This window comes from Roseivivax sp. CAU 1761 (genome assembly GCF_054482755.1).
This window is the reverse complement of the sequence record NZ_JBTLRM010000029.1, coordinates 27,847-48,008: the sequence shown is the minus strand read 5'-3', so window position 1 is coordinate 48,008 and position 20,162 is coordinate 27,847. Positions and strand designations below refer to the sequence as shown.

Below are 20,162 nucleotides of genomic sequence, written 5' to 3'. Positions count from 1 at the left end.
TGCCGCGCTGCCGGCGCGCTACGACACCGGCAGTGTCGCCGAGGCCGCGGCGCTCGCCGCCGCGGGTCCCGGGGCGCGGCTGCTGGGGCCGCGCGCGGTCTCGCCCGACGGGTGCGCCACCTGCGCGCTGGCACAAGGAAAGGAAGCATGACGGTCCATTTCATCGGCGCCGGGCCCGGTGCCCCCGACCTGCTGACGCTGCGCGGCCGCGACCTGATCGCCGCCTGCCCGGTCTGCCTCTATGCCGGCTCGCTGATCCCCGAGGCGGTGCTGGCGCATTGCCCTGAGGGCGCCCGGGTGATCAACACCGCGGCGATGGATCTCGACGCCATCATCGCCGAATGCCGCGCCGCCACCGCGGCCGGGCAGGACGTGGCGCGGCTGCATTCCGGCGACCTCTCGGTCTGGTCGGCGATGGGCGAGCAGCTGCGCCGGCTGCGCGCCGAGGGCATCGCGGTCTCGGTCACCCCCGGCGTGCCGGCCTTCGCCGCCGCCGCCGCGGCGCTCGAGGCCGAGCTCACCCTGCCGGGACTGGCGCAATCGCTGGTCCTGACCCGCAGCCCGGGCCGCGCCTCGCAGATGCCCGCGGGCGAGCGGCTCGCCGCCTTCGCCGCCACCGGCGCCACGCTGGCGCTGCACCTCTCGGTGCAGAAGCTCGCGGCGCTCTCCGCCGAACTGGTGCCGCATTACGGGGCCGATTGCCCGATCGCGGTGGTCTACCGCGCGAGCTGGCCCGACCAGCAGGTGATCCGCGGCCGGCTCGACGACATTGCCGGGCGGGTGGGCGACGGGATCAGCCGCACGGCGCTGATCCTGGTTGGCCGGGTGCTCGCGGGCGAGGGCTTCGAGGAGAGCCGGCTCTACGCCGCGGATTACGACCGGCGCTACCGGCCGCAAAGCGCCGACAGCCCCTGGGCGGAGTGGCGGCATGGCGATGATTGAGCGCGGCGGCCGGACGGGGGTCGCAGGGGCGCTGCCCCTCTTTGCCGCCGGGGGCGGCAAATTCACCCCGGGATATTTCGGCTCAGAAGAAGAAGTCCGCGGGAGGCTCGGATGAGGGGGCCGGGCGGGCTTCTGGTCTCGGCCCCGGCCTCGGGGACCGGCAAGACCACGGTGATGCTGGGGCTCCTGCGGGCGCTCCGCGAGGACGGGCTGGCGGTGCAGCCCTTCAAGAGCGGGCCGGACTACATCGACCCGGCCTTCCACCTCGCCGCCGCCGGGCGGACCTCCTTCAACCTCGACAGCTGGGCGATGGACGAGGACCTGCTGGCGGGGCTCGCGGGGCGCGCGGCGGGGGCCGATCTCTGCCTCGCCGAAGGCTCGATGGGGCTCTTCGACGGCGTCGCCACCCGCGGCCGCGCGGGCTTCGGATCGAGCGCCGAGACGGCGCGGCGAATGGGCTGGCCGGTGCTCTTGGTGCTCGACGTGAGCGGCCAGGCGCAATCGGCGGCGGCCACCGCGCTGGGCTTCGCGCGCTACGATCCCGGGCTGGACCTGGCCGGGGTGATCCTGAACCGGGTCGCCAGCCCGCGCCACGAGCGGCTGGTCCGGGCCGGCATGGCGGCGGCCGGGATCCCGGTCCTGGGCGCCCTGCCGCGGCGCGGCGACCTGGCCCTGCCGGAGCGCCATCTGGGGCTGATCCAGGCCGTCGAGCATCCCCATCTCGAGGCTGCGATCGCGGGCTACGCGGCCTTCCTGCGCGACCATGTCGACCTCGCCGCGATCCGCGCCGCGGCGGCGGGCGGCGGCGCGGCGGCGCCGGCCGGGACGGCGCTGCCGCCGCCGCCGGCGCAGCGCATCGCGCTGGCCCGCGACGCCGCCTTCTCCTTCACCTATCCGCATCTCCTGGAGGCCTGGCGGGCGGCGGGGGCGGAGATCCTGCCCTTCTCGCCGCTGGCCGACGAAGCGCCGGATCCCGCCGCCGACCTGGTCTGGCTGCCGGGCGGCTACCCGGAGCTTCATGCCGGGCAACTGGCCGCCGCCACCCGCTTCCGCGCGGCGCTCCGCCGCCACGCCGAGACCCGCCCGGTGCACGGCGAATGTGGCGGCTACATGGCGCTCGGCCAGGCGCTGGTCGACCGCGACGGCGCGCGCCACGAGATGGCGGGCCTCCTGGGCCTGGTGACCAGCTATGCCAGCCGCAAGCTGCATCTGGGCTACCGGCGCGCGGTGCTCGAGGCGCCGATGCCCGGGCTCGCGCCGGGCCGGGCGCTCCGCGGCCACGAATTCCATTATTCCACCATCCTCGAGGCGCCCGACGCGCCACTGGCGCGGGTCGCCGATGCCGACGGCGCCGAGGTGCCCGAATCCGGCTCGCGCCGCGGCCAGGTGACCGGCACCTTCTTCCACCTGATCGCCGCGGAGGCTTCATGAGCGGTTTCGTCTCCTTCGTGGGATCCGGCCCCGGCGATCCCGAATTGCTGACCCTGAAGGCGGTGGACCGGCTGGCGCGCGCCGACGCGGTGCTCTTCGACGACCTCTCGGCGGGGCCGATCCTCGCCCATGCCCGCCCCGGCGCCGATCTGGTGGGCGTCGGCAAGCGCGCCGGCCGGCCGTCGCCCAAGCAGCACCATGTCAGCCGCCTGCTGGTCGATTACGCCCGCGAGGGCGGCCGGGTGGTGCGGCTGAAATCCGGCGATGGCGGGCTCTTCGGGCGGCTCGAGGAGGAGCTGGTGGCGCTGCGCGCCGCCGGCATTCCATACGAGATCGTGCCCGGCCTGCCCTCGGCCTGCGCCGCCGCCGCCGCCGCCGGCCTGCCGCTGACCCGGCGGCTGACCGCGCGCCGGGTGCAGTTCGTCACCGGCCACGACGCCGCCGGCGGCCTGCCCGAGGACGTCCACCTCGCCGCTCTGGCCGATCCCGCCGCCACCACCGTGGTCTATATGGGCCAGCGCACCTTCCCGGCGCTGGCGGCGCGGCTGATCGGTGCCGGGCTGCCGCCGGAGACCCCGGCGCTGCTCGCCGAGGCGGTGAGCACGCCGGAGCAGGCGCTGCTCCGCACCACCGTCGCGGCGCTGGCCGAGCGGCTGCGCGCCGGCGGGCCGAAACCGGTGCCGGCGCTCATCCTCTACGGCCCGCTGGCGGCGCCCGAGGAGGGGCTCGATGCGTGATCTCTGGCTGATCGGCATCGGCACCGGCAATCCCGACCACGTCACCCGCGAGGCCGAGGCGGCGCTGCGCGACGCCGCGGCGGTGCTGGTGCCGCGCAAGGGGCCGGACAAGGCCGACCTGGCCGAGCTGCGGCTGACCATCCTCGGCCGCAGCGGCAGCGCGGCGCGGGTCCTGCCCTTCGACATGCCGGTGCGCGACCCCGCCCTGCCCTACCGCGCCCGGGTGCTGGCCTGGCACGACGAGATCGCCCGGCGCTGGGCCGAGGCGCTCGCCGCGGCGCCCGAGGGGCCGGTGGCGCTGATGGTCTGGGGCGATCCCTCGCTCTACGATTCGACGCTGCGCATCGCCGCCCGGCTCGAGCGCGCGCCGCGGCTCCGGGTGGTGCCCGGGATCACCGCGCTGCAGGCGCTGACCGCGGCGCATGCGATCCCGCTCAACACCCTGAACGGGCCGGTCACGGTGACCACCGGGCGGCGGCTGCGCGACCGCGGCTGGCCCGAGGGCGCCGAGAGCGTGGCGGTGATGCTCGACGGCGAGCTGAGCTTCCGCGCGCTCGGCCGCGACGACCTCGAGATCTGGTGGGGCGACTTTCTCTGCATGGCCGAGCAGATCCTCGACCACGGCCCGGTGGCCGAGGCCGGGCCGCGCATCGCGCGGGCCCGCGCCGCGGCGCGGGCGCGGCACGGCTGGATCATGGATTGCTACCTGCTGCGTCCGGCCGGGGCGGCATGAGCCGCGAGCGGCTGCTGATCTGCACCAGCTGCGCCGGCGCGCCGGACGCCGCGGGGCGCGCGACGCTGGCCCGGGCGCTGGAGGCGGCGGGCGCCGCGATTGTGGTGGCGGGGCAGCCCTGCCTGAATGCCTGCGGCCGGCCGGTGACGCTGGCCCTGCAGGGGCCGGGCCGGGCGACCTGCCTCTTCGTGGAGACCCGGCCCGAGGCCGACCGGGCCGATCTTGCCGCCACGATCCGGGCCTGGCGCGCCGCGCCGGCGGGCTGGATCGAGGATGCCCGGCCCTGCGGCCGGCTGCGCTTCTGCCTGATCGGCCGGGTGCCGGCGCTGCCCGAAGGCGGCGCCGGCTGAGCTCAGCCCCGCGCCGGGGCGGCGGCGGGCAGCGCGCCACGCTGCCAGAACAGGCCGGCAAAGCCGCCCAGCGCGATCCAGGCCGCCAGCCCGACGCCGAGGCTGCGGGCCGCGAACAGCGCGCCGAGCTCGGTCGGGACCGGGCCGTTGAACTGCGCGGGCTGCGGTGCGCCCCAGAGATGCGGCGCGGCGAGCAGCGCCAGCGCCGGCAGCCAGACCCGCCAGGACCGCCCGAAGGCCAGCATCGCCAGGCCTGCGCCGGTGGCCAGCACCGTCGCGGTCCACCAGACCTGCCGCGCGGCGAGGTCGACCATGGCGACGCCGGGCACTTCGGGGGCCAGCGAGAAGCCGGGCGCCAGCTGCACGGTGACGAAACCCGCCGCGCCCCAGAGCAGCCCGCTGCGGGCGTCGATCCGCGCGCCGCGCGCCTCGGCCTGCGACATCAGCGCGGTCAGGACCAGCGCGTAGCCGCTGTAGACCAGCATGGTGAAGAGCACCGTCAGCCCGTCGCGGCCCAGATCCGGCCCCGGCAGCGGCTGCACCGCTGCGGCCGGCGCGCCGGCGCCGAAATGCTCGAGCAGGCCGGTCTCGTAGAGCTCGGCATGCAGCAGCACGGGTTGCACGAAGACGAGTTGCAGCAGCGCGGCGATCAGCCCCGCAGCGGCCCCAGCGAACAGCGCGCTGGTCAGCAATCTGGAAAACATCGGCTCAGTGGCAGGGGAAGCCGGTGGCGTGGCGCATGTCATGCGCGGCGTCGTGCAGCGGCCCGGCCTGCAGATGGCCGGCGGCGACGATCACGCCGAGGCCGATCAGCGCGGCGGCGATGGCCGGGATCAGGCCGGTGCGTGCCGCGTCGGCAGCTTGCGAACGGTCGATGGTCTGGGTCGTCATGGTCAGGTCTCCTTGCCGTCACACCCGAGGGCGGGTTCATGTCACGCGACCGGCAGGTCTCCTGGCTTGCGGGTCGTTGCTCTGGCTGGCCTTCCCGGATCGCTCCAGTGGCATCGTCAGCCGCGCTCGCCGCTCACAGTTGCGGGGGCAGCCGCAGCCTTGGCCCGGGCGGGCCGCACTGCGTTCCCTTTTGCGCCCGTCCGCCCGGGGGCGGCGCGGGACCGATCACGCCTTCGGGAGTGCCAGAGTGCAGCCGCCAAAGTCAATCGGCAAAAGCCGGGCGCCGGCGGCGCGGTCAGCCCAGTGCCGTCCGGGCCGCGCCCGCCGCGGCGGCCAGCAGCACCACCCGCCAGGGCGGCTGGCGGCCCAGCGTGAGCAGCACGAAACAGCCCAAAGCCAGCGCCAGGTCGCCGCGCCCGTGCACGGCGCTGACGAAGACCGGGTCGTGCAGCGCCGCGCCGAGGATGCCCACCACCGCGGCATTGGTCCCGGCCAGCGCGGCGCGCATCCGCGGCCGCCCGCGCAGCTCGCTCCAGCGCGGCAGCACGCCGAGCAGCAGGAGCGCCCCGGGCAGGAACACGCCGAGCAGCGCCAGCCCGGCCCCGGCCAGCCCGTTCGGGCCGGGTTCGATCAGCGCGCCGAGATAGGCCGCGAAGGTGAAGAGCGGCCCCGGCACCGCCTGCGCCGCGCCGTAGCCTGCGAGGAAGGTGTCGCGGTCGATCCAGCCCGGCGGCACCACCGCCGCCTCGAGCAACGGAAGCACCACGTGGCCCCCGCCGAAGACCAGCGCCCCGGCGCGGAAGAAGGCGTCGAAGACCGCCAGCGCCGGCGCCAGCGGGGCGGTCAGCGGCAGCGCCACGAAGAACAGCGCGAAGAGCGCCAGGCACAGCCGCCCGGTGCGCCGGGAGATCGGCGCCGGCAGCACGCCCCCGGCATGCGGGCCGGGCCGGATCAGCGCCAGTCCCGCCGCCGCCCCGGCGGCGATCGCCGCGACCATCCCGGCGCCGCCCGGCAACGCCGCCAGCACCGCCACCGCGAGCACCGCGATGGCGGCCCGCGGCAGGTCCGGACAGAGGCTGCGGGCCATGCCCAGGACGGCCTGCGCGACGATCGCCACCGCGACGATCTTCAGCCCCGCCAGCGCGCCCTCGGCGAGCGGGCCGCCGAGATGCGCGGCGCCGAAGGCGAAGAGCACCAGCGCCACAGCCGAGGGCGCGGTGAAGGCGGCGAAGGCCGCCAGCGCCCCGGGCAGGCCGGCGCGCAGCAGGCCGATGGCGAAGCCGACCTGGCTTGAGGCAGGCCCGGGCAGGAACTGGCAGAGCGCCACCAGGTCGGCAAAGGCGGCCTCGCCCAGCCAGCGCCGGCGCAGCACGAACTCGGCATGGAAATATCCGATATGGGCGATCGGCCCGCCGAAGGAGGTCAGCCCGAGCCGCGCGAAGGCGGCGAAGACCTCGGCGGCACGGCCCGGCGGACGGTCCCCGCCCGACGCCTCGACGGCGGCCCCGTCGGCGGCAGCACCTTCGGCGGCAGCTCCTTCGGCGGCTTGGGGGCCGGGCGCGGATCCGGGACGCTCAGGCGACAAGGCGGCGGTCGCGGGCCTGCCAGAGGGCCTCGGCCCGCGCGATCCCCTCGCCCTCCGCCGCCAGCCCGGCCGTCTCGAGGGCCAGCGCCGCGGTGCCCAGCACCACCGCCAGCGCGAAGTCGTCCTCGCGCCGGCCCTGCCAGAGCGCGGCCAGCGCCTCCGGCGCGCCGCCGGCCTCGCCAAGGCGCCGGTGCCCCTCGGCGAGGGTGCCGCTGCGGCCCTCCCAGGGCGCCCCGCCGCGCAGCCCGAAAAGCTGGATGTCCTTGACCGGGTGGTGCTCGAATTCGCCGCCGCCGCCCTTCAGCACGGTCAGCCGTTCGAGGCCCAGCAGCGCCGCGGCATCGCGCTGGATCTCGCGGTAGGGCGGGTGGAAGACGCCCTGCACCGCGGCCGCGGCACCGCCGGGATTGAGCATCCGCAGCACGGTGTTGACGCAGGAGCGCAATCCGAAGACCGCGCGCAGCTGCAGCAGCCGCATGAGCCCGGGCGACAGCGCCTCGAGCGGCAGGTAGGCGATGCCCTGCGCCGCCACCAGATCGGCGGCGTGGCGCGGATCGCCGGCGCTCGGGATGCCGGCATGGCCGAGCGCGCCGCGCACCGAGGCCGCCGGCGCCTGGTGCGAGTTCCAGCCATGCAGCAGCACCGGCACCCCGGCGGCGGCGACCAGCCGCGCCGCCAGCAGGAACCAGGGCAGCCCGCGGGTCCGGCCGGCCGCGTAGGACGGCCAGTCGAGCCCCGGCCCAGCGCCCGGCCAGTCGCCGAGCGCCGCCCGCGCCCCGGCGGTGAGGCCGGCGATCTCGTCCGCGGTCTCGCCCTTCATGCGCAGCAGCATGAGGATCGCGCCCAAGGCCTCGGGCTCGGGGTCGGGGCCCAGCATCAGGGCCATCGCCTCGCGGGCCTCCTCGAAGGTCAGCGACCGCGCCCGGCCCTGGCCGCGGCCGAGGATGCGCACATAGGGGGCAAGGCTCATGGCGAACTCCGTTTCGCGGCCGCGGCAGTGCCGCATCCGGCGCCGGATCGGGGCGCCCGGCACGCCCTGCCCCTTCTACTGCCCCGCTCGGCCGGGTCAAAGCCCTTGCGGCGCCTGCGCCCCCCGCCCCGCCCCGTCCCGCCCGCACGCGCTTTGCGCAGGCGCCGTTCCTGCATCCGCGCGGATCATCCGCCACGGCCGATCTGCCGCCGTTGGACCGGTTTGATCATTAAGCTTGACAAACCACCGTCGCTGAACTCTTGTATACAGGAGAACAGATATGCGACTTCGTTAAAATTTGTCGCAAAATATCGACGAATGACGGCAGGCACACTCTTGGAACTGTGGGCAGGTGCGATCCGCCTTCTTGCGACCACCCCCGGGATCGCGTCCCGCCCCTCGCTTGCCCGGCCCGCCCAGATCAATTCCGGTCTGGGCGGGCCTCTTTCTGTCCCGGACCCCCTTCCGGGCCATTTGCGAGGAGCATCCTTTTGTTGCGGACAATGATCGCGCCGGCCGCCTTGGCGACGGCCCTGCTGACGGGCGCCGTCGCGCAGGCCGAGACGGTTCTGAAGATCAGCCATTTCGTGCCCGCCATGCACGGCATTCACCGCGATTTCATCGTGCCCTGGACCGAGGCGGTCAGCGCCTGCGCCGGCGGCGACCTGCGCTTCGAGATCGCCGGGGCGGGCAGCCAGCTCGGCCATGTGGCGCGCCAGCAGGAACAGGTCATGGCGGGAATCGTCGACATCGCGCACGGGTTGCATGGGATTCCGCGCGGCCGCTTCCCGCGCACCTCGCTGATCGACATGCCGTTCCTGACCGAGGATGCCGGCGCCGCGACCTACGCGCTCTGGCAGCTGCTGCCGGACCACCTGGCCGAGGAATATCGCGGCCTCAAGGTGCTGGCGCTGCACGCCCATAACGGCGGGCTGATCCACACCCGGGGCAAGGCGGTCGAGACCATGGAGGATCTGCGCGGGCTGCGCATCCGCACGCCTTCGCCCGCGGTGTCGATGATGCTCGACCATCTCGGCGCGACGCCGCAGGGCCTGCCGCCCGGCGAGGTCTACGAGAGCCTGCAGCGCGGCGTGCTCGACGGCGCGGTGTTTCCCTGGGACCCGGTCCATTCCTTCGGGCTGAACGAGGTGCTCGACCACCATCTCGAGACCGGCGCCTACACCGTGTCGTTCTTCTTCGTGATGAACCAGCAGAGCTACGACCGGCTCGACCCCGCGCTGCAGGCCTGCATCGATGCCGAATCCGGCGATGCGCTGGTGGCGAAGTTCGACGCCTGGTGGGATGCCTGGGACGCGCCGGGCCGCGCCGGCGCCGAGGCGGCCCGGCACGAGATCGTGACGCTGAGCGCCGCCGAGCGCGAGCGCTGGCGCGCCGCGCTCGACCCGATGGTCGAGGCCTATCTCGAACAGGTCGAGGCCGAGGGCGTGGAGAATGCCCGCGAGATCTACCGCGCCCTGCAGGAGAAGGTCGCGGAATACGAGGCCGGACAGGGCTGAGGCCGCCCGCCGGGCGCCCGGTGCGGGCGCCCCGTCCTCAGAACCACTGCCCGGCCTCCATCAGGCCGAGCTCCAGCAATTGCCGCGAGCTCCACTCGAACGGCACCGAATTGGCCCACATGAAGCTGTCGATCCCGGCCGAGGAGCCGGGGTTGCGCTGCAGCGCCTTGGCGGCTCGGAACGAGACCAGCGCCGCCGTCAGGTTGTGGTGCCAGGGGCAGGAATAGGTGTTGTATTCCTCCACGTCGAAGCTGTGATCGGGGCGCAGGGTGAGCCCGCGGCGCGCCCGGAACAGCGCGATCCGGTCAATCTTGCGGCGGTCCGCGGGGACATGTTCGTCGAAGCGCCAGCGCAGCCCGCCGAAAAAGTCGAGCTGGCGCTCCTTCGGGTGCCCGGTCGTCGGGTCGGGGCGCGCCAGCGCGTAATAGCCCGCCCGGTCGAGATGCGCGCGGTCGAGCGACACGGCATCGGGATGCCGGTCCAGATCGTCGGCGTAGAGGTCGATGGTGTAGGTCAGCATGGCGTCGCGGCGTTCCTCGGCATGGAAGGCCAGCATCTCCCCCACGGTGCGGGTCTCGGCGAAGGGATAGAACAGGAATTCCGCGTTGTAGCAGTAGAACAGCCAGGTCCCGGGGGCGGCGCGGCGGGCGATCCGCGTCACCGCCGCGGCCACCGCGCCGGGCCGGTGCGGATCGAAATCGACGCGGACGACCGCCCCGGCCAGGTCGGCGGGCAGCCGGTGGACCGGCGCGCCCAGCAGCACCACGCTGGCAAAGCCGATCTGTTGGTGATGGCGCAGGGTGGTCTCGAGCTCCGCCGCGTCCTCGGCGAAGATCAGCGCGGCGGGGCCCGGGCGCAGCGCCGCCGCGCCGCGCTTCAGGAACGCCTCGAGCGATGTGTAATGCATTCGTGATCCCGCCTGAGCCTCGCGCCGAAGGTCGGCCAGAGCCGCGCGCATTGCAAGCCGGGGGGCGCCTGCGGTAAGGACCACGCTCAATTGCCCGAGCCGGAGCGCGCGCGATGACCCAGCCGAAGAAGCTCTTCATCAAGACCTATGGCTGCCAGATGAACGTCTATGACAGCGAACGCATGTCCGAGGCGCTGGCCGGACAGGGCTACGTGCCGACGGCCTCGGCCGACGATGCCGACATGATCCTGCTCAACACCTGCCATATCCGCGAGAAGGCCGCCGAGAAGGTCTATTCCGAGCTTGGCCGCTACAAGGATCTGAAGGAGGCCCGGCCCGACCTGAAGATCGGCGTCGCAGGCTGCGTGGCGCAGGCCGAGGGCGAGGAGATCATGCGCCGCCAGCCGCTGGTCGACCTCGTGGTGGGGCCGCAGAGCTACCACCGCCTGCCCGAGCTCGAGGCGCGCGCCGGCGGCGGCGTCAAGGCGCTCGACACCGAGTTCCCCGAGGAGGACAAGTTCGCCCGCCTCACCGGCCGGCCCAAGGCCAAGCGCGGGCCGACCGCCTTTCTCACCGTGCAGGAGGGCTGCGACAAGTTCTGCGCCTTCTGCGTCGTGCCCTATACCCGCGGCGCCGAGGTGTCGCGCCCGGTCGCGCAGATCCGCACCGAGGCGCGCGACCTGGTGGAGCGCGGGGTGCGCGAGATCACGCTGCTGGGCCAGAACGTCAACGCCTATCACGGCACCGGCCCCGAGGGCGGCGACTGGAGCCTCGCCCGGCTGATCCGCGACCTCGCCGAAATCGACGGGCTGGAGCGCATCCGCTTCACCACCTCGCATCCGAACGACATGGATGACGACCTAATCGCCGCGCATGGCGATTGCGCCAAGCTGATGCCCTACCTGCACCTGCCGGTGCAGGCCGGCTCCGACCGCATCCTGAAGCGGATGAACCGCGCCCACACCGCCGAGAGCTACCTGCGGCTGATCGAGCGCCTGCGCGACGCCCGCCCCGACCTGCACCTGTCGGGCGACTTCATCGTCGGCTTCCCCGAGGAGACCGAGGCGGATTTCCAGGCCACGCTCGACCTGATCGCGGCGGTGAATTACGGCTCGGCCTATTCCTTCAAGTACTCGACCCGCCCCGGCACCCCCGCGGCCGAGCGCGACCAGGTACCCGAGGACGTCAAGGACGACCGCCTGCAGCGTCTGCAGGCCCTGCTCAAGGTGCAGCAGAAGGCGGTGCAGGATTCGATGGTCGGCCGCGACGTCTCGGTGCTGTTCGAGAAGCCCGGCCGCTTCCCCGGGCAGATGGTCGGCAAGTCGGAATACCTGCACGCGGTGCATGTGGAGACCGACGCGGTGAGCCCCGGCGACCTGCGCCGCGTGCGGATCACCGAGAGCGGGCCGAACTCGCTGTCCGGCGCGCTGATCTGACCGCCGCGCCGGGCCGCTCCTGCCCGGGCTCGACCCAAGCCCTGCCGGCCGGCCGCGGACACGCGAAGGGGGCACCGCCCGCAGGCGCGCCCCCTTCCCCGTCCACCCCCCGGTGCCCGGGTCTCAGTGCGGCAGCGGCTTGCGCGACCGCGCGTCGTAATAGATGCGCCGCATCTCGGCTTTCAGCCCCTCGGGGTTGTTGACCAGTTCGTCGTCGCGGCAGACCCGTTCCGCCACCGCATGGGCCGTTGGGTAATCGTAGCCGATGGCGACCAGCGACTGCACGAAGTTCGAATTCGGGCGATCCCAGATCACCTCTTTCCACGGGCCGCGGAAACAGCTCACCACGATGGTGCCGCCCTTGAAGCGCGGCACGTCGGCCGCCGCCTGCTTGTGGGCGTGGGACCTGCCGTGGCTGTGATCGGCCAGTGCCGGCGATGCGACCGCCGCTGCCAGCGCCGCCATGACCAGTAACTTCTTCATTCCACGTCCTCCGTAGCAGATTTGCGAGGCGATGCGCGCGGCCCGCGGCGCCCTCGGCGGCCGCGGCATGGCCCTCGCAGCGCGTTAGCGAGATATTAATCTCTGCCGCAGTTCTGCCCAATATTTTTCGCGAAAGGTCGCCCGCAAGATGCCAGTGCGCGACCGCGGGCCGAGATTGTCGCCCCGGGCGAAACCGGAATGGCGGCGAACCGCGATCAATACGAATGTGAGCGCAAATCAATTCCCGCTTTGATTGTAATTGCGGCGGCGCGGTTTTTCCTTTCAATGCGAATCGAAATGGCTAGGCTGACGGGCACGGTCGCCCGTGCCGGAACGGGGTGTGCCCGCGCGGTTCCGCGCCATGTGGCCGGCGTCCCCGCCGATGCCGCGCGCTTCGTGCGCGGAGCCATGCGCCGGTGGTGCGGGCCCAGCTATCCCCGGCCGCCACCCGGCCCGTTTGTGGGAAGAAGGAGTTCGGTTTGAACCAGACCCTGCCGCGGCGCGGATCGGTGCCGGAACGCACCCGGTCCGAGCATCTGGAGCTGATCCTCGAAACCGCCGATGTCGGCGTCTGGGAACTCGACGTCGAAACCGGCCGGGCCTGGCGCAACGACCGCCACGACGAGATCTTCGGCTATGCCGAACTGCTGCCGGAATGGACCTTCGAGATGTGCCGCGCCCACGTGCTCGAAGCCGACCGGGACTATTTCGACGAACGCTACGGCACCGCGCTGGCCAACGGGCAGCCCTGGTCCTTCGAATGCCGCATCCGCCGCGCCGATGGCGCGCTGCGCTGGATCTCGGCCTCCGGCCGGCCGATCACCGACCCGGAGGGCCGCATCACCACGCTGATCGGCCATGTCATCGACGTCACCCATACCAAGCGCAAGGAGGAGCATCTGCGGTCGGTCCTCGACGAGCTGAACCACCGGGTGCGCAACACGCTGATGGTGGTGCATTCGATCGCCGCGCGGTCCTTCCCCGACGATGTCGGTGTGGCCGAGGGCCGCGCGGCCTTCCTCGGCCGCATCGACGCGCTGGCCGCGGCGCATGCCCTGCTGACCCAGCGCAACTGGGCCGGGGCGCCGCTCGCCGAGGTCGCCGCCCGCGGCCTCGCCCCCTACCGCGAGGCCGGCGCCGGCGACCGCATCCGCTGCGACGGACCGGCGGTCGAGCTGCCCGCCCGGGCCGCGGTGACGCTGTCCATGGCGATCGGCGAACTGGCCACCAACGCCGTCAAGCACGGCGCGCTGAGCGGGCCCGCTGGCACCCTGTCGCTGAGCTGGGAGGTCGTCCCGGAGCCCGCCCCGGACGCGGCCGGCGGCACGGCCGGCCCGCGGGTGCGGCTGCTCTGGGAGGAGCGCGGCGGGCCGCCGGCCGAGCGCGGCCCCCGCAGCGGCTTCGGCACGACCCTGCTGGAGCGCATTGTCCCGGCCGACCTCGGCGGCACGGTGGCGCTGGATTTTGCCCCCGAGGGACTGCGCTGCCGGATCGAATTCCCTCTTGGGCCGTTGGGAACGGACACCCCTTGAGACGTCCCGATCCGGAGGGTTCCACCATGCAGCCGGGCCGCCCCTCGGCCGATCCCGCCCCTGTCGCGCGGCCGCTCCGCGCGCTGCTGGTCGAGGACGAGGCGCTGATCGCCCTGCTGATCGAGGAATACCTGCAGGATGCGGGCGTCGCCGACGTGGTGGTGGCGGGCACGCTGAGCGAGGGGCTGGAGGCGGCGAGATCGGGCCGCTTCGACTGCGCCATTCTCGACGTCAATCTCGGCGATGCCCGCTCCGACGCGATCGCCGACGTGCTGGCGGAGCGGCGGGTGCCCTTCGCCTTCTCCACCGGCTATGGCAGCGAGGGGCTGGCGGCGCGCCACAATCACCGCCCGGTGGTCACCAAGCCGGCGCAGACCAGCGCGTACCAGGCGCTCATCGCCGAGCTTCTGGAGGGCGGCCCGCGCCCATCGAACTGACTGCGCCCCGGTCGCGAGGGGCGCCCCCGTCCCGAGGCGATGGCCCCCGCCCGCGCCCCCGCGCACGGCCCCCGCGGGGGGCCGGACGGGCCGGCCCTGTCAGGCCAGGGCGTCGTCGTCCGCCGCCAGCACCGCCTGGAATTCCCGCCACTCGCCCTTGCTCATGCCCGAGCTTTCCTGCGTCACCCGCTCGCCCTCCAGCATGCGCCGGATGCAGGACAGCGCGGTCGCCGACAGGGTGGCGCCGCCCATGCGGTAATCCTCGAAGGCGCGGAAGGCCGCCGGCACCCAGTCGCGCACCATCTCGGCGATCGCCTCGGCATAGACCCGGATCTCGTATTGCGCGTGGGAATCGGCCCTCAGCCGCAGGAAGTGCAGCAGGTTGTGCAGGTCGGTCTTCCAGTACCACTGGGTGTAGACGTTGGCCGGCAGGTTCATCCGCGCCAGCTCCCGCGCGAGGCCCTGCTGGCCCTCGGTGGAGATCATCTCCTCGTAATGGTCGTAGGCCCGCATCGCGTCCTCGCGCAGCCAGCGCAGCACCCGCTCCGCCTCCTCGCCGGAAAGCGGCGCGCCGCGGCCCTGGTTGTTGACCGCGGATTGCGCGGCGAGCGATTCCGGCGCCGGGATGTAGAATTCCCTGTCGAGCACCGAGTAGCGCGCCGAATATTCGTTCACGTTGGCGGTGCGGTGGCGGATCCATTGCCGGGCCACGAAGACCGGCAGCTTCACGTGCAGCTTGATCTCGCACATCTCGAACGGCGTCGAATGCCAGTGCCGCATCAGGTAGCGGATCAGACCCTCGTCGTTCGACACCGACTTGGTGCCGCGGCCGTAGGAGACCCGCGCCGCCTGACAGATCGCGGCGTCGTCGCCCATGTAGTCGACCACCCGCACGAAGCCGTGGTCGAGCACCGGGCGGGCGGCGTAGAGATGGCGCTCGAGCCCCGGCGCGGTGGCCCGCAGGGTCTGCCGCGGCTCCGCGCGCTGGGCGTCGATCTCGGCCTTCTGGTCCGCGCTCAGGGTCATCGACGGTCTCCATTCCTCGCTGCCCGCCCGGAGTAGCCGCCCCGCCGGCGGCGGGCAAGACCACGCCGCGCCGCGGCGGCGCGCCGGGTCGGTCGGGGCACGGTGGCGGGGCGATGCAAGCCTATCGACAACGCCCCCCTGCCCGCTACCCTGTGCCTGCACATGGACGGGTCCCGCCGGGGCCGAGACAAGCGATGGGAGCACGCGAACGCATGGCGATCGAATACCTGCACACGATGGTGCGCGTGAAGGATCTCGAGGCCTCGATGGCCTTCTACGGGATGCTGGGGCTGACGGAACGCCGCCGGGTGGAGAACGACAAGGGCCGCTTCACGCTGGTCTTCATGTGCCCGCCCGGCCAGGAGGACGGCCGTGCCGATCTCGAACTGACCTACAACTGGGACGGCGACGACGCGCTGCCCGACGACAGCCGGCATTTCGGCCATGTCGCCTACCGCGTCGACGACATCTACGCGCTCTGCGAGAAGCTCCAGGCCAACGGCGTCACCATCAACCGGCCGCCGCGCGACGGCCACATGGCCTTCGTGCGCTCTCCCGACAACGTCTCGGTCGAGCTGCTGCAGCGCGGCGACGCGCAGGAGCCGCGCGAGCCCTGGGCCAGCATGGAGAATACCGGGCATTGGTGAGGCTCGGGGCGCTGGCGCTGGCGGCGGCGCTCTGGACCGAGGCCGCCTGGGCCCAGGCGGGCTGCCGCCTGGCGCTGGCGCTCGCCCTCGACGTGTCGTCCTCGGTGGACGATTCCGAATACGCGCTGCAGCGCGAGGGGCTGGCCCTGGCGCTCGAGGATCCGGAGGTGCGCGGCGCCATCCTCGGCGGCGCCGGCCCGGTGGCGCTGGCGATCTACGAATGGAGCGGCCGGCGCCAGAACGCGCTGGTGCTCGACTGGACGATGCTCCACATCCCCGCCGATATCGACCGGGTCACGACGCGGCTGCGCACCACGCCTCGCAGCCAGAACCGGTTTCCCACCGCCATGGGCTACGCGCTGGGCTTCGGCGCGACGCTGCTGGAGCGCGGCCCCGACTGCCTGCGCGCGGTGATCGACATATCCGGCGACGGGGTGACCAATGACGGCTTCGGGCCGCAGCTGGCCTACCGCCACTTCCCCTTCGCCGGGGTCACCGTCAACGGGCTCGCCGTGCTCGGCGCCGACCCGACGGTGGAGGCCTATTACAGCGAGGTGGTGCGCCACGGCCCCGGCGCCTTCGTGGAGCTCTCCCAAGGCTACGAGGGCTTCCGCAACGCCATGACGCGCAAGCTGTTCCGCGAGACCAACACCTTGATGCTGGGCGCGCCCGCGGCGGCGGCGCGGGGCGGGGCGGCGCCCGAGGCTCAGCGCGTCGGCACCGGCACCTCGCCGCGGTAATCGTAGAAGCCGCGCTTGGTCTTGCGGCCGAGCCAGCCCGCCTCGACATATTTCGACAGCAGCGGACAGGGCCGGTACTTGGTGTCGCCGAGCCCGTCATGCAGCACGTTCATGATCGCGAGGCAGGTGTCGAGCCCGATGAAATCGGCCAGTTCCAGCGGCCCCATCGGGTGGTTGGCGCCGAGCTTCATCGCCTGGTCGATCGAGCTCACGTTGCCGACGCCCTCGAGCAGCGTGTAGGCCGCCTCGTTGATCATCGGCATCAGGATGCGGTTGACGATGAAGGCCGGGAAATCCTCCGCCGAGGCGGCGGTCTTGCCCAGCTTCTCGACCACGGCGAGGCAGGTCTCGTAGGTCTCCTGGTCGGTGGCGATGCCGCGGATCAGCTCCACCAGCTGCATCACCGGCACCGGGTTCATGAAGTGGAACCCCATGAAGCGCTCGGGCCGGTCGGTGCGGCTGGCCAGCCGGGTGATCGAGATCGACGAGGTGTTCGAGGTCAGGATGGTCTCCGGCTTGCAGGCCGGCACCAGCGCCGCGAAGATCTTGTGCTTGACCTCCTCGCGCTCGGTCGCGGCCTCGATCACCAGCTCGGCCTGGCCCAGATCGGTCAGCTCCCGGGTGGTGCGGATGCGCGCCATGGCGGCGTCCTTGTCGGCCTGGGAGATCTTCTCGCGACCGACCTGGCGGTCGAGGTTGCGGTCGATCGCGGCCAGGGCGCGCTCCAGCGCCTCGGCGTCGATGTCGTTGAGCAGCACGTCGTATCCCGCGACCGCCATCACATGCGCGATGCCGTTGCCCATCTGCCCTGCGCCGACGACGCCGACCGTCTTGATCTCCATGTTCTGCCTTTCGTCTCCCGAACCGGGGGAACCATAGGCACGCCCCCAAGGGAGGGGCAAGGCGGGCCTAACAAATCCCCGGGCTTTTTCGCTTTAGCCATTCGGCAAGCCGATTCGGCCAGTCTCGCCCCCGGGTGAATGAAAGGGTGTGAGATGACCTATGGCTGTGATGGCCGTGGCGGGCTGGACTATGCGCCGTGCCGCTACGGCGCCTCCCGGATCGCGTTCCGCGGGCCCCGCAAGAGCTGCCGCGGCGACTACGCCGCCTTCCTCGGCGGCACCGAGACCTTCGGACGCTTCGTGCCGGAACCGTTCGTGTCGTTGTTCGAGACGGCGACGGGCATTCCCTCGGTCAATCTCGGCGTGGTCAATGCCGGGCTCGACGTCTACCTGCAGGACCCGACCGTGCTGGGTCTGGCCTGCGACGCCCGCCGGGTGATCATCGAGGTCATGGGCGCGCAGAACATGTCGAACCGGTTCTACTCGGTGCATCCGCGCCGCAACGACCGCTTCGTCAAGGCCTCGCCGCTGCTGACCGCGCTCTACCCCGAGATCGACTTCACCGATTTCGCCTTCACGCGGGCCATGCTGCAGGCCCTGCAGGCCGCGGATTGCGAGCGCTTCGCGCAGGTCGTGGCGGAGGCGCAGGCCGGCTGGATGGCGCGGATGAAGCAGCTTCTCGCGCAGTTCCCGGGCGAGGCCACGCTGCTCTGGTGCGCCGACAGCCCGCCGCCCGAGCAGATCGACCCGCGCCGCCACGAGGCGCTCGACATCGGCCCGCTCTTCATCACCGGGGAGATGCTCGAGGCGCTGCGGCCGCGGCTGCGCGCGGTGGTCGTCTCGGTGCGCAGCGCCGAGGCGCGCGCCATGGCCGCCGACGGGCTGGTGCATTCCGACTTCGACGCCGCGGCGGCGGAACGGGTGCTCGGACCGGCGGCGCATCGCGACATTGCCGCGGCCCTCACCGAGGCGCTGGCGGCCCTGCCGGCGCATGCCTGAGCGCGGCCCCGGCGCCGAAACCGCAAAGGGCGCGGGACCGTCACGGCCCCGCGCCCTCCCCGTTCGGCTGGCAAAGGCCGATCAGAGCTTCTCGGTCAGCTCCGGCACGATCTCGAAGAGGTCGCCGACGAGGCCGTAATCGGCGACCTGGAAGATCGGTGCCTCCTCGTCCTTGTTGATCGCCACGATGACCTTCGAATCCTTCATCCCCGCGAGGTGCTGGATGGCGCCGGAGATGCCGACGGCGATGTAGAGGTCGGGGGCCACCACCTTGCCGGTCTGGCCGACCTGCCAGTCGTTCGGCGCGTAGCCCGAATCGACCGCGGCGCGGCTGGCACCGACCGCCGCGCCGAGCTTGTCGGCCAGCTTCTCGATCAGCGCGAAATTCTCCTCGGAGCCGATGCCGCGGCCGCCCGAGACCACGATCCCCGCCGAGGTCAGCTCGGGCCGGTCGCTCTCGGCCAGCTTGTCCTCGAGCCATTGCGAGAGCTGCGGATCGTCGCCCGCCGCGACCGGCTCGACCGAGGCCGAATTGCCGGTGCCGGCGGCCTCGAAGGTCGAGGTGCGGATCGTCATCACCTTGGTCGCGTCCTTCGACTTCACCGTCTGCACCGCGTTGCCGGCATAGATCGGCCGCTCGAAGGTGTCGCCGTCGACGATGCCGGTGACGTCGGTCAGCACCATGACGTCCAAGAGCGCCGCAACGCGCGGCAGGATGTTCTTGGCGTCGGTGGTGGCCGGCGCGCAGATATGGCTGTAATCGCCCGCGAGCGAGACGATCAGCGCCGCCGAGGGCTCGGCCAGGCGATGCCCGTAGCGCGCATCCTCGGCCACCAGCACCTTGGCCACGCCGTCGATGGTGGCGGCCTCCTTGGCGGCCTCGGAGGCCTTGGCCCCCATCGCCAGCACAGTGACGTCGCCGAGCGCCTTGGCGGCGTTCACCGCCTTGGCGGTGGCGTCCATCGACAGATGCCCGTCATTGATCTCGGCCAGCAGAAGAACCGCCATCACACCACCCCCTTCTCTTTCAGTTTCGCCACGAGCGTGTCGACATCGGGCACGATCTCGCCCGCCGCGCGCTCCGGCGGCTCGGCGGTCTTGACGACCTCGAGACGCGGGGCAGCGTCGACGCCGTAATCCTCGGGCGTCTTCTCCTCGAGCGGCTTCTTCTTTGCCTTCATGATGTTGGGCAGCGAGGCGTAGCGCGGTTCGTTGAGGCGCAGGTCGGTGGTGACGATGGCCGGCAGCTTGACCTTGATGGTCTGCAGGCCGCCATCGACCTCGCGCGCCACGGTGGCGTGCTCGCCCTCGATGTCGAGCGTGTTGGCGTTGGTGGCCTGCGCCCAGCCGGTCAGCGCCGCGAGCATCTGGCCGGTGGCGTTCAGATCGTTGTCGATCGCCTGCTTGCCGGCGATCACCAGGCCCGGCTGCTCCGCGTCGATCACCGCCTTCAGCAGCTTGGCCACGGCGAGCGGCTCGATGTCCTGGTGCACGTCGTCGGCGGCGACGATCAGGATCGCCCGGTCGGCGCCCATGGCGAGCGCGGTCCTCAGCGTCTCCTGCGCCTGCTTGACGCCGATCGAGACCGCGATCACCTCCTCGGCCTTGCCCGCCTCCTTGAGCCGGATCGCCTCCTCGACGGCGATCTCGTCGAAGGGGTTCATGCTCATCTTGACGTTGGCAAGATCGACACCGCTGCCATCCGCCTTCACGCGGACCTTCACGTTGTAGTCGATCACCCGCTTGACGGGGACGAGTACCTTCATGTGCCTTCAGCCTCCTCACAGCATTGTTGCGCGGACGGGCAGAGCCCGGACACTTTACGCATCAGGCGTCGTGATACAGGCTCGCACCCTGGGGAAACAGCGCAAAATCGTCACGTCGGCGCCCGGGAACGTCGCGTTGTTCGGTGCCGCCCCCCGCCCAAACCTATGGCGCCGCGACGCGTCGCCGCAGC

General features: G+C 72.3%; 22 protein-coding genes, 1 pseudogene and 1 riboswitch. Of the genes and pseudogenes, 13 read left to right on the top strand and 10 right to left on the bottom strand.

Annotation, left to right across the window (positions count from 1 at the left end):
• From ACXYMW_RS15585 to ACXYMW_RS15560, 6 genes and pseudogenes are all read left to right on the top strand, one after another.
• A pseudogene (locus ACXYMW_RS15585) lies at positions 1 to 151 on the top strand (cobalamin biosynthesis protein); the annotation flags it as partial.
• Complete coding sequence (gene cobM, locus ACXYMW_RS15580) at positions 148 to 942, top strand: precorrin-4 C(11)-methyltransferase (RefSeq protein ID WP_459036249.1); 795 nt, start codon at positions 148 to 150, stop codon at positions 940 to 942. The pseudogene ACXYMW_RS15585 and the gene cobM, both read left to right, overlap by 4 nt.
• A gap of 111 nt (positions 943 to 1,053) precedes the next feature.
• Positions 1,054 to 2,373 carry a cobyrinate a,c-diamide synthase gene (locus ACXYMW_RS15575; protein WP_459036248.1) on the top strand — a complete coding sequence of 440 codons (1,320 nt, stop codon included), beginning with the start codon at positions 1,054 to 1,056 and terminating at the stop codon, positions 2,371 to 2,373.
• Positions 2,370 to 3,110 (top strand): uroporphyrinogen-III C-methyltransferase, encoded by a 741-nt coding sequence (cobA, locus tag ACXYMW_RS15570; protein ID WP_459036247.1) that lies wholly within the window; start codon positions 2,370 to 2,372, stop codon positions 3,108 to 3,110. Before ACXYMW_RS15575 ends, cobA begins: the two co-directional genes overlap by 4 nt.
• Entirely contained in the window at positions 3,103 to 3,843 is a 741-nt protein-coding gene (gene cobF / locus ACXYMW_RS15565) for a precorrin-6A synthase (deacetylating) (protein WP_459036246.1), read from the top strand. The genes cobA and cobF overlap by 8 nt, the downstream gene beginning before the upstream one ends.
• Entirely contained in the window at positions 3,840 to 4,193 is a 354-nt protein-coding gene (locus ACXYMW_RS15560) for a DUF1636 family protein (RefSeq protein ID WP_459036245.1), read from the top strand. Before cobF ends, ACXYMW_RS15560 begins: the two co-directional genes overlap by 4 nt.
• Before the next feature lie 2 nt (positions 4,194 to 4,195).
• On the opposite strand, the gene ACXYMW_RS15555 is transcribed toward ACXYMW_RS15560, so the two are convergent.
• The 4 genes from ACXYMW_RS15555 to ACXYMW_RS15540 all read right to left on the bottom strand — a co-directional run bounded on the left by ACXYMW_RS15555 (position 4,196) and on the right by ACXYMW_RS15540 (position 7,639).
• Positions 4,196 to 4,897, bottom strand: a complete 702-nt coding sequence (locus tag ACXYMW_RS15555) for a CbtA family protein (protein ID WP_459036244.1) — start codon at positions 4,895 to 4,897, stop codon at positions 4,196 to 4,198.
• A 4-nt stretch (positions 4,898 to 4,901) separates the two neighbouring features.
• Positions 4,902 to 5,084, bottom strand: a complete 183-nt coding sequence (locus ACXYMW_RS15550) for a CbtB domain-containing protein (RefSeq protein ID WP_459036243.1) — start codon at positions 5,082 to 5,084, stop codon at positions 4,902 to 4,904.
• A 34-nt stretch (positions 5,085 to 5,118) separates the two neighbouring features.
• Positions 5,119 to 5,325, bottom strand: a riboswitch (cobalamin riboswitch).
• Between the two features lie 54 nt (positions 5,326 to 5,379).
• On the bottom strand, positions 5,380 to 6,669 hold the full coding sequence (gene chrA / locus ACXYMW_RS15545; protein ID WP_459036242.1) for a chromate efflux transporter: 1,290 nt from the start codon (positions 6,667 to 6,669) through the stop codon (positions 5,380 to 5,382).
• Positions 6,659 to 7,639 (bottom strand): glycosyl transferase family protein, encoded by a 981-nt coding sequence (locus tag ACXYMW_RS15540; protein ID WP_459036241.1) that lies wholly within the window; start codon positions 7,637 to 7,639, stop codon positions 6,659 to 6,661. Before ACXYMW_RS15540 ends, chrA begins: the two co-directional genes overlap by 11 nt.
• Positions 7,640 to 8,160: 521 nt before the next feature.
• Between ACXYMW_RS15540 and ACXYMW_RS15535 the strand changes: the two genes are divergently transcribed.
• Complete coding sequence (locus tag ACXYMW_RS15535) at positions 8,161 to 9,156, top strand: TRAP transporter substrate-binding protein (RefSeq protein WP_459036240.1); 996 nt, start codon at positions 8,161 to 8,163, stop codon at positions 9,154 to 9,156.
• A 37-nt stretch (positions 9,157 to 9,193) separates the two neighbouring features.
• On the opposite strand, the gene ACXYMW_RS15530 is transcribed toward ACXYMW_RS15535, so the two are convergent.
• Positions 9,194 to 10,063 (bottom strand): glycosyltransferase family 2 protein, encoded by an 870-nt coding sequence (locus tag ACXYMW_RS15530; protein WP_459036239.1) that lies wholly within the window; start codon positions 10,061 to 10,063, stop codon positions 9,194 to 9,196.
• A gap of 113 nt (positions 10,064 to 10,176) precedes the next feature.
• Here ACXYMW_RS15530 and miaB point away from each other — a divergent pair, with 113 nt between their 5' ends.
• On the top strand, positions 10,177 to 11,499 hold the full coding sequence (gene miaB / locus ACXYMW_RS15525) for a tRNA (N6-isopentenyl adenosine(37)-C2)-methylthiotransferase MiaB (RefSeq protein WP_459036238.1): 1,323 nt from the start codon (positions 10,177 to 10,179) through the stop codon (positions 11,497 to 11,499).
• A 123-nt stretch (positions 11,500 to 11,622) separates the two neighbouring features.
• Here the strand turns inward: miaB and ACXYMW_RS15520 are convergent, their stop codons facing one another.
• Positions 11,623 to 11,982, bottom strand: a complete 360-nt coding sequence (locus tag ACXYMW_RS15520) for a hypothetical protein (protein WP_459036237.1) — start codon at positions 11,980 to 11,982, stop codon at positions 11,623 to 11,625.
• 479 nt (positions 11,983 to 12,461) lie between these two features.
• Between ACXYMW_RS15520 and ACXYMW_RS15515 the strand changes: the two genes are divergently transcribed.
• Positions 12,462 to 13,514: a sensor histidine kinase gene (locus ACXYMW_RS15515; protein WP_459036236.1), complete on the top strand. Its 1,053-nt coding sequence runs from the start codon at positions 12,462 to 12,464 to the stop codon at positions 13,512 to 13,514.
• The gene (locus ACXYMW_RS15510) at positions 13,511 to 13,951 is read left to right on the top strand and encodes a response regulator (RefSeq protein WP_459036235.1); all 441 of its coding nucleotides are present in this window, start codon (positions 13,511 to 13,513) and stop codon (positions 13,949 to 13,951) included. Before ACXYMW_RS15515 ends, ACXYMW_RS15510 begins: the two co-directional genes overlap by 4 nt.
• A 99-nt stretch (positions 13,952 to 14,050) precedes the next feature.
• Here ACXYMW_RS15510 and thyX read toward each other — a convergent pair whose 3' ends face one another.
• A complete protein-coding gene (gene thyX, locus ACXYMW_RS15505; protein WP_459036234.1) occupies positions 14,051 to 14,977 on the bottom strand; it encodes an FAD-dependent thymidylate synthase in 927 nt (308 codons plus the stop codon).
• Positions 14,978 to 15,189: 212 nt separating this feature from the next.
• Between thyX and ACXYMW_RS15500 the strand changes: the two genes are divergently transcribed.
• Both ACXYMW_RS15500 and ACXYMW_RS15495 read left to right on the top strand, forming a co-directional pair.
• Complete coding sequence (locus ACXYMW_RS15500; protein ID WP_459036251.1) at positions 15,190 to 15,624, top strand: VOC family protein; 435 nt, start codon at positions 15,190 to 15,192, stop codon at positions 15,622 to 15,624.
• On the top strand, positions 15,621 to 16,364 hold the full coding sequence (locus ACXYMW_RS15495) for a DUF1194 domain-containing protein (RefSeq protein WP_459036250.1): 744 nt from the start codon (positions 15,621 to 15,623) through the stop codon (positions 16,362 to 16,364). The genes ACXYMW_RS15500 and ACXYMW_RS15495 overlap by 4 nt, the downstream gene beginning before the upstream one ends.
• On the opposite strand, the gene ACXYMW_RS15490 is transcribed toward ACXYMW_RS15495, so the two are convergent.
• Positions 16,331 to 17,206 carry a 3-hydroxybutyryl-CoA dehydrogenase gene (locus ACXYMW_RS15490; RefSeq protein WP_459036233.1) on the bottom strand — a complete coding sequence of 292 codons (876 nt, stop codon included), beginning with the start codon at positions 17,204 to 17,206 and terminating at the stop codon, positions 16,331 to 16,333. The genes ACXYMW_RS15495 and ACXYMW_RS15490 overlap by 34 nt on opposite strands.
• A 153-nt stretch (positions 17,207 to 17,359) precedes the next feature.
• Here ACXYMW_RS15490 and ACXYMW_RS15485 point away from each other — a divergent pair, with 153 nt between their 5' ends.
• Entirely contained in the window at positions 17,360 to 18,205 is an 846-nt protein-coding gene (locus tag ACXYMW_RS15485) for a DUF6473 family protein (RefSeq protein ID WP_459036232.1), read from the top strand.
• 81 nt (positions 18,206 to 18,286) lie between these two features.
• Here ACXYMW_RS15485 and ACXYMW_RS15480 read toward each other — a convergent pair whose 3' ends face one another.
• Positions 18,287 to 19,213 carry an electron transfer flavoprotein subunit alpha/FixB family protein gene (locus ACXYMW_RS15480; protein ID WP_459036231.1) on the bottom strand — a complete coding sequence of 309 codons (927 nt, stop codon included), beginning with the start codon at positions 19,211 to 19,213 and terminating at the stop codon, positions 18,287 to 18,289.
• Entirely contained in the window at positions 19,213 to 19,971 is a 759-nt protein-coding gene (locus ACXYMW_RS15475) for an electron transfer flavoprotein subunit beta/FixA family protein (RefSeq protein ID WP_459036230.1), read from the bottom strand. The genes ACXYMW_RS15480 and ACXYMW_RS15475 overlap by 1 nt, the downstream gene beginning before the upstream one ends.
• Positions 19,972 to 20,162: the final 191 nt, after the last annotated feature.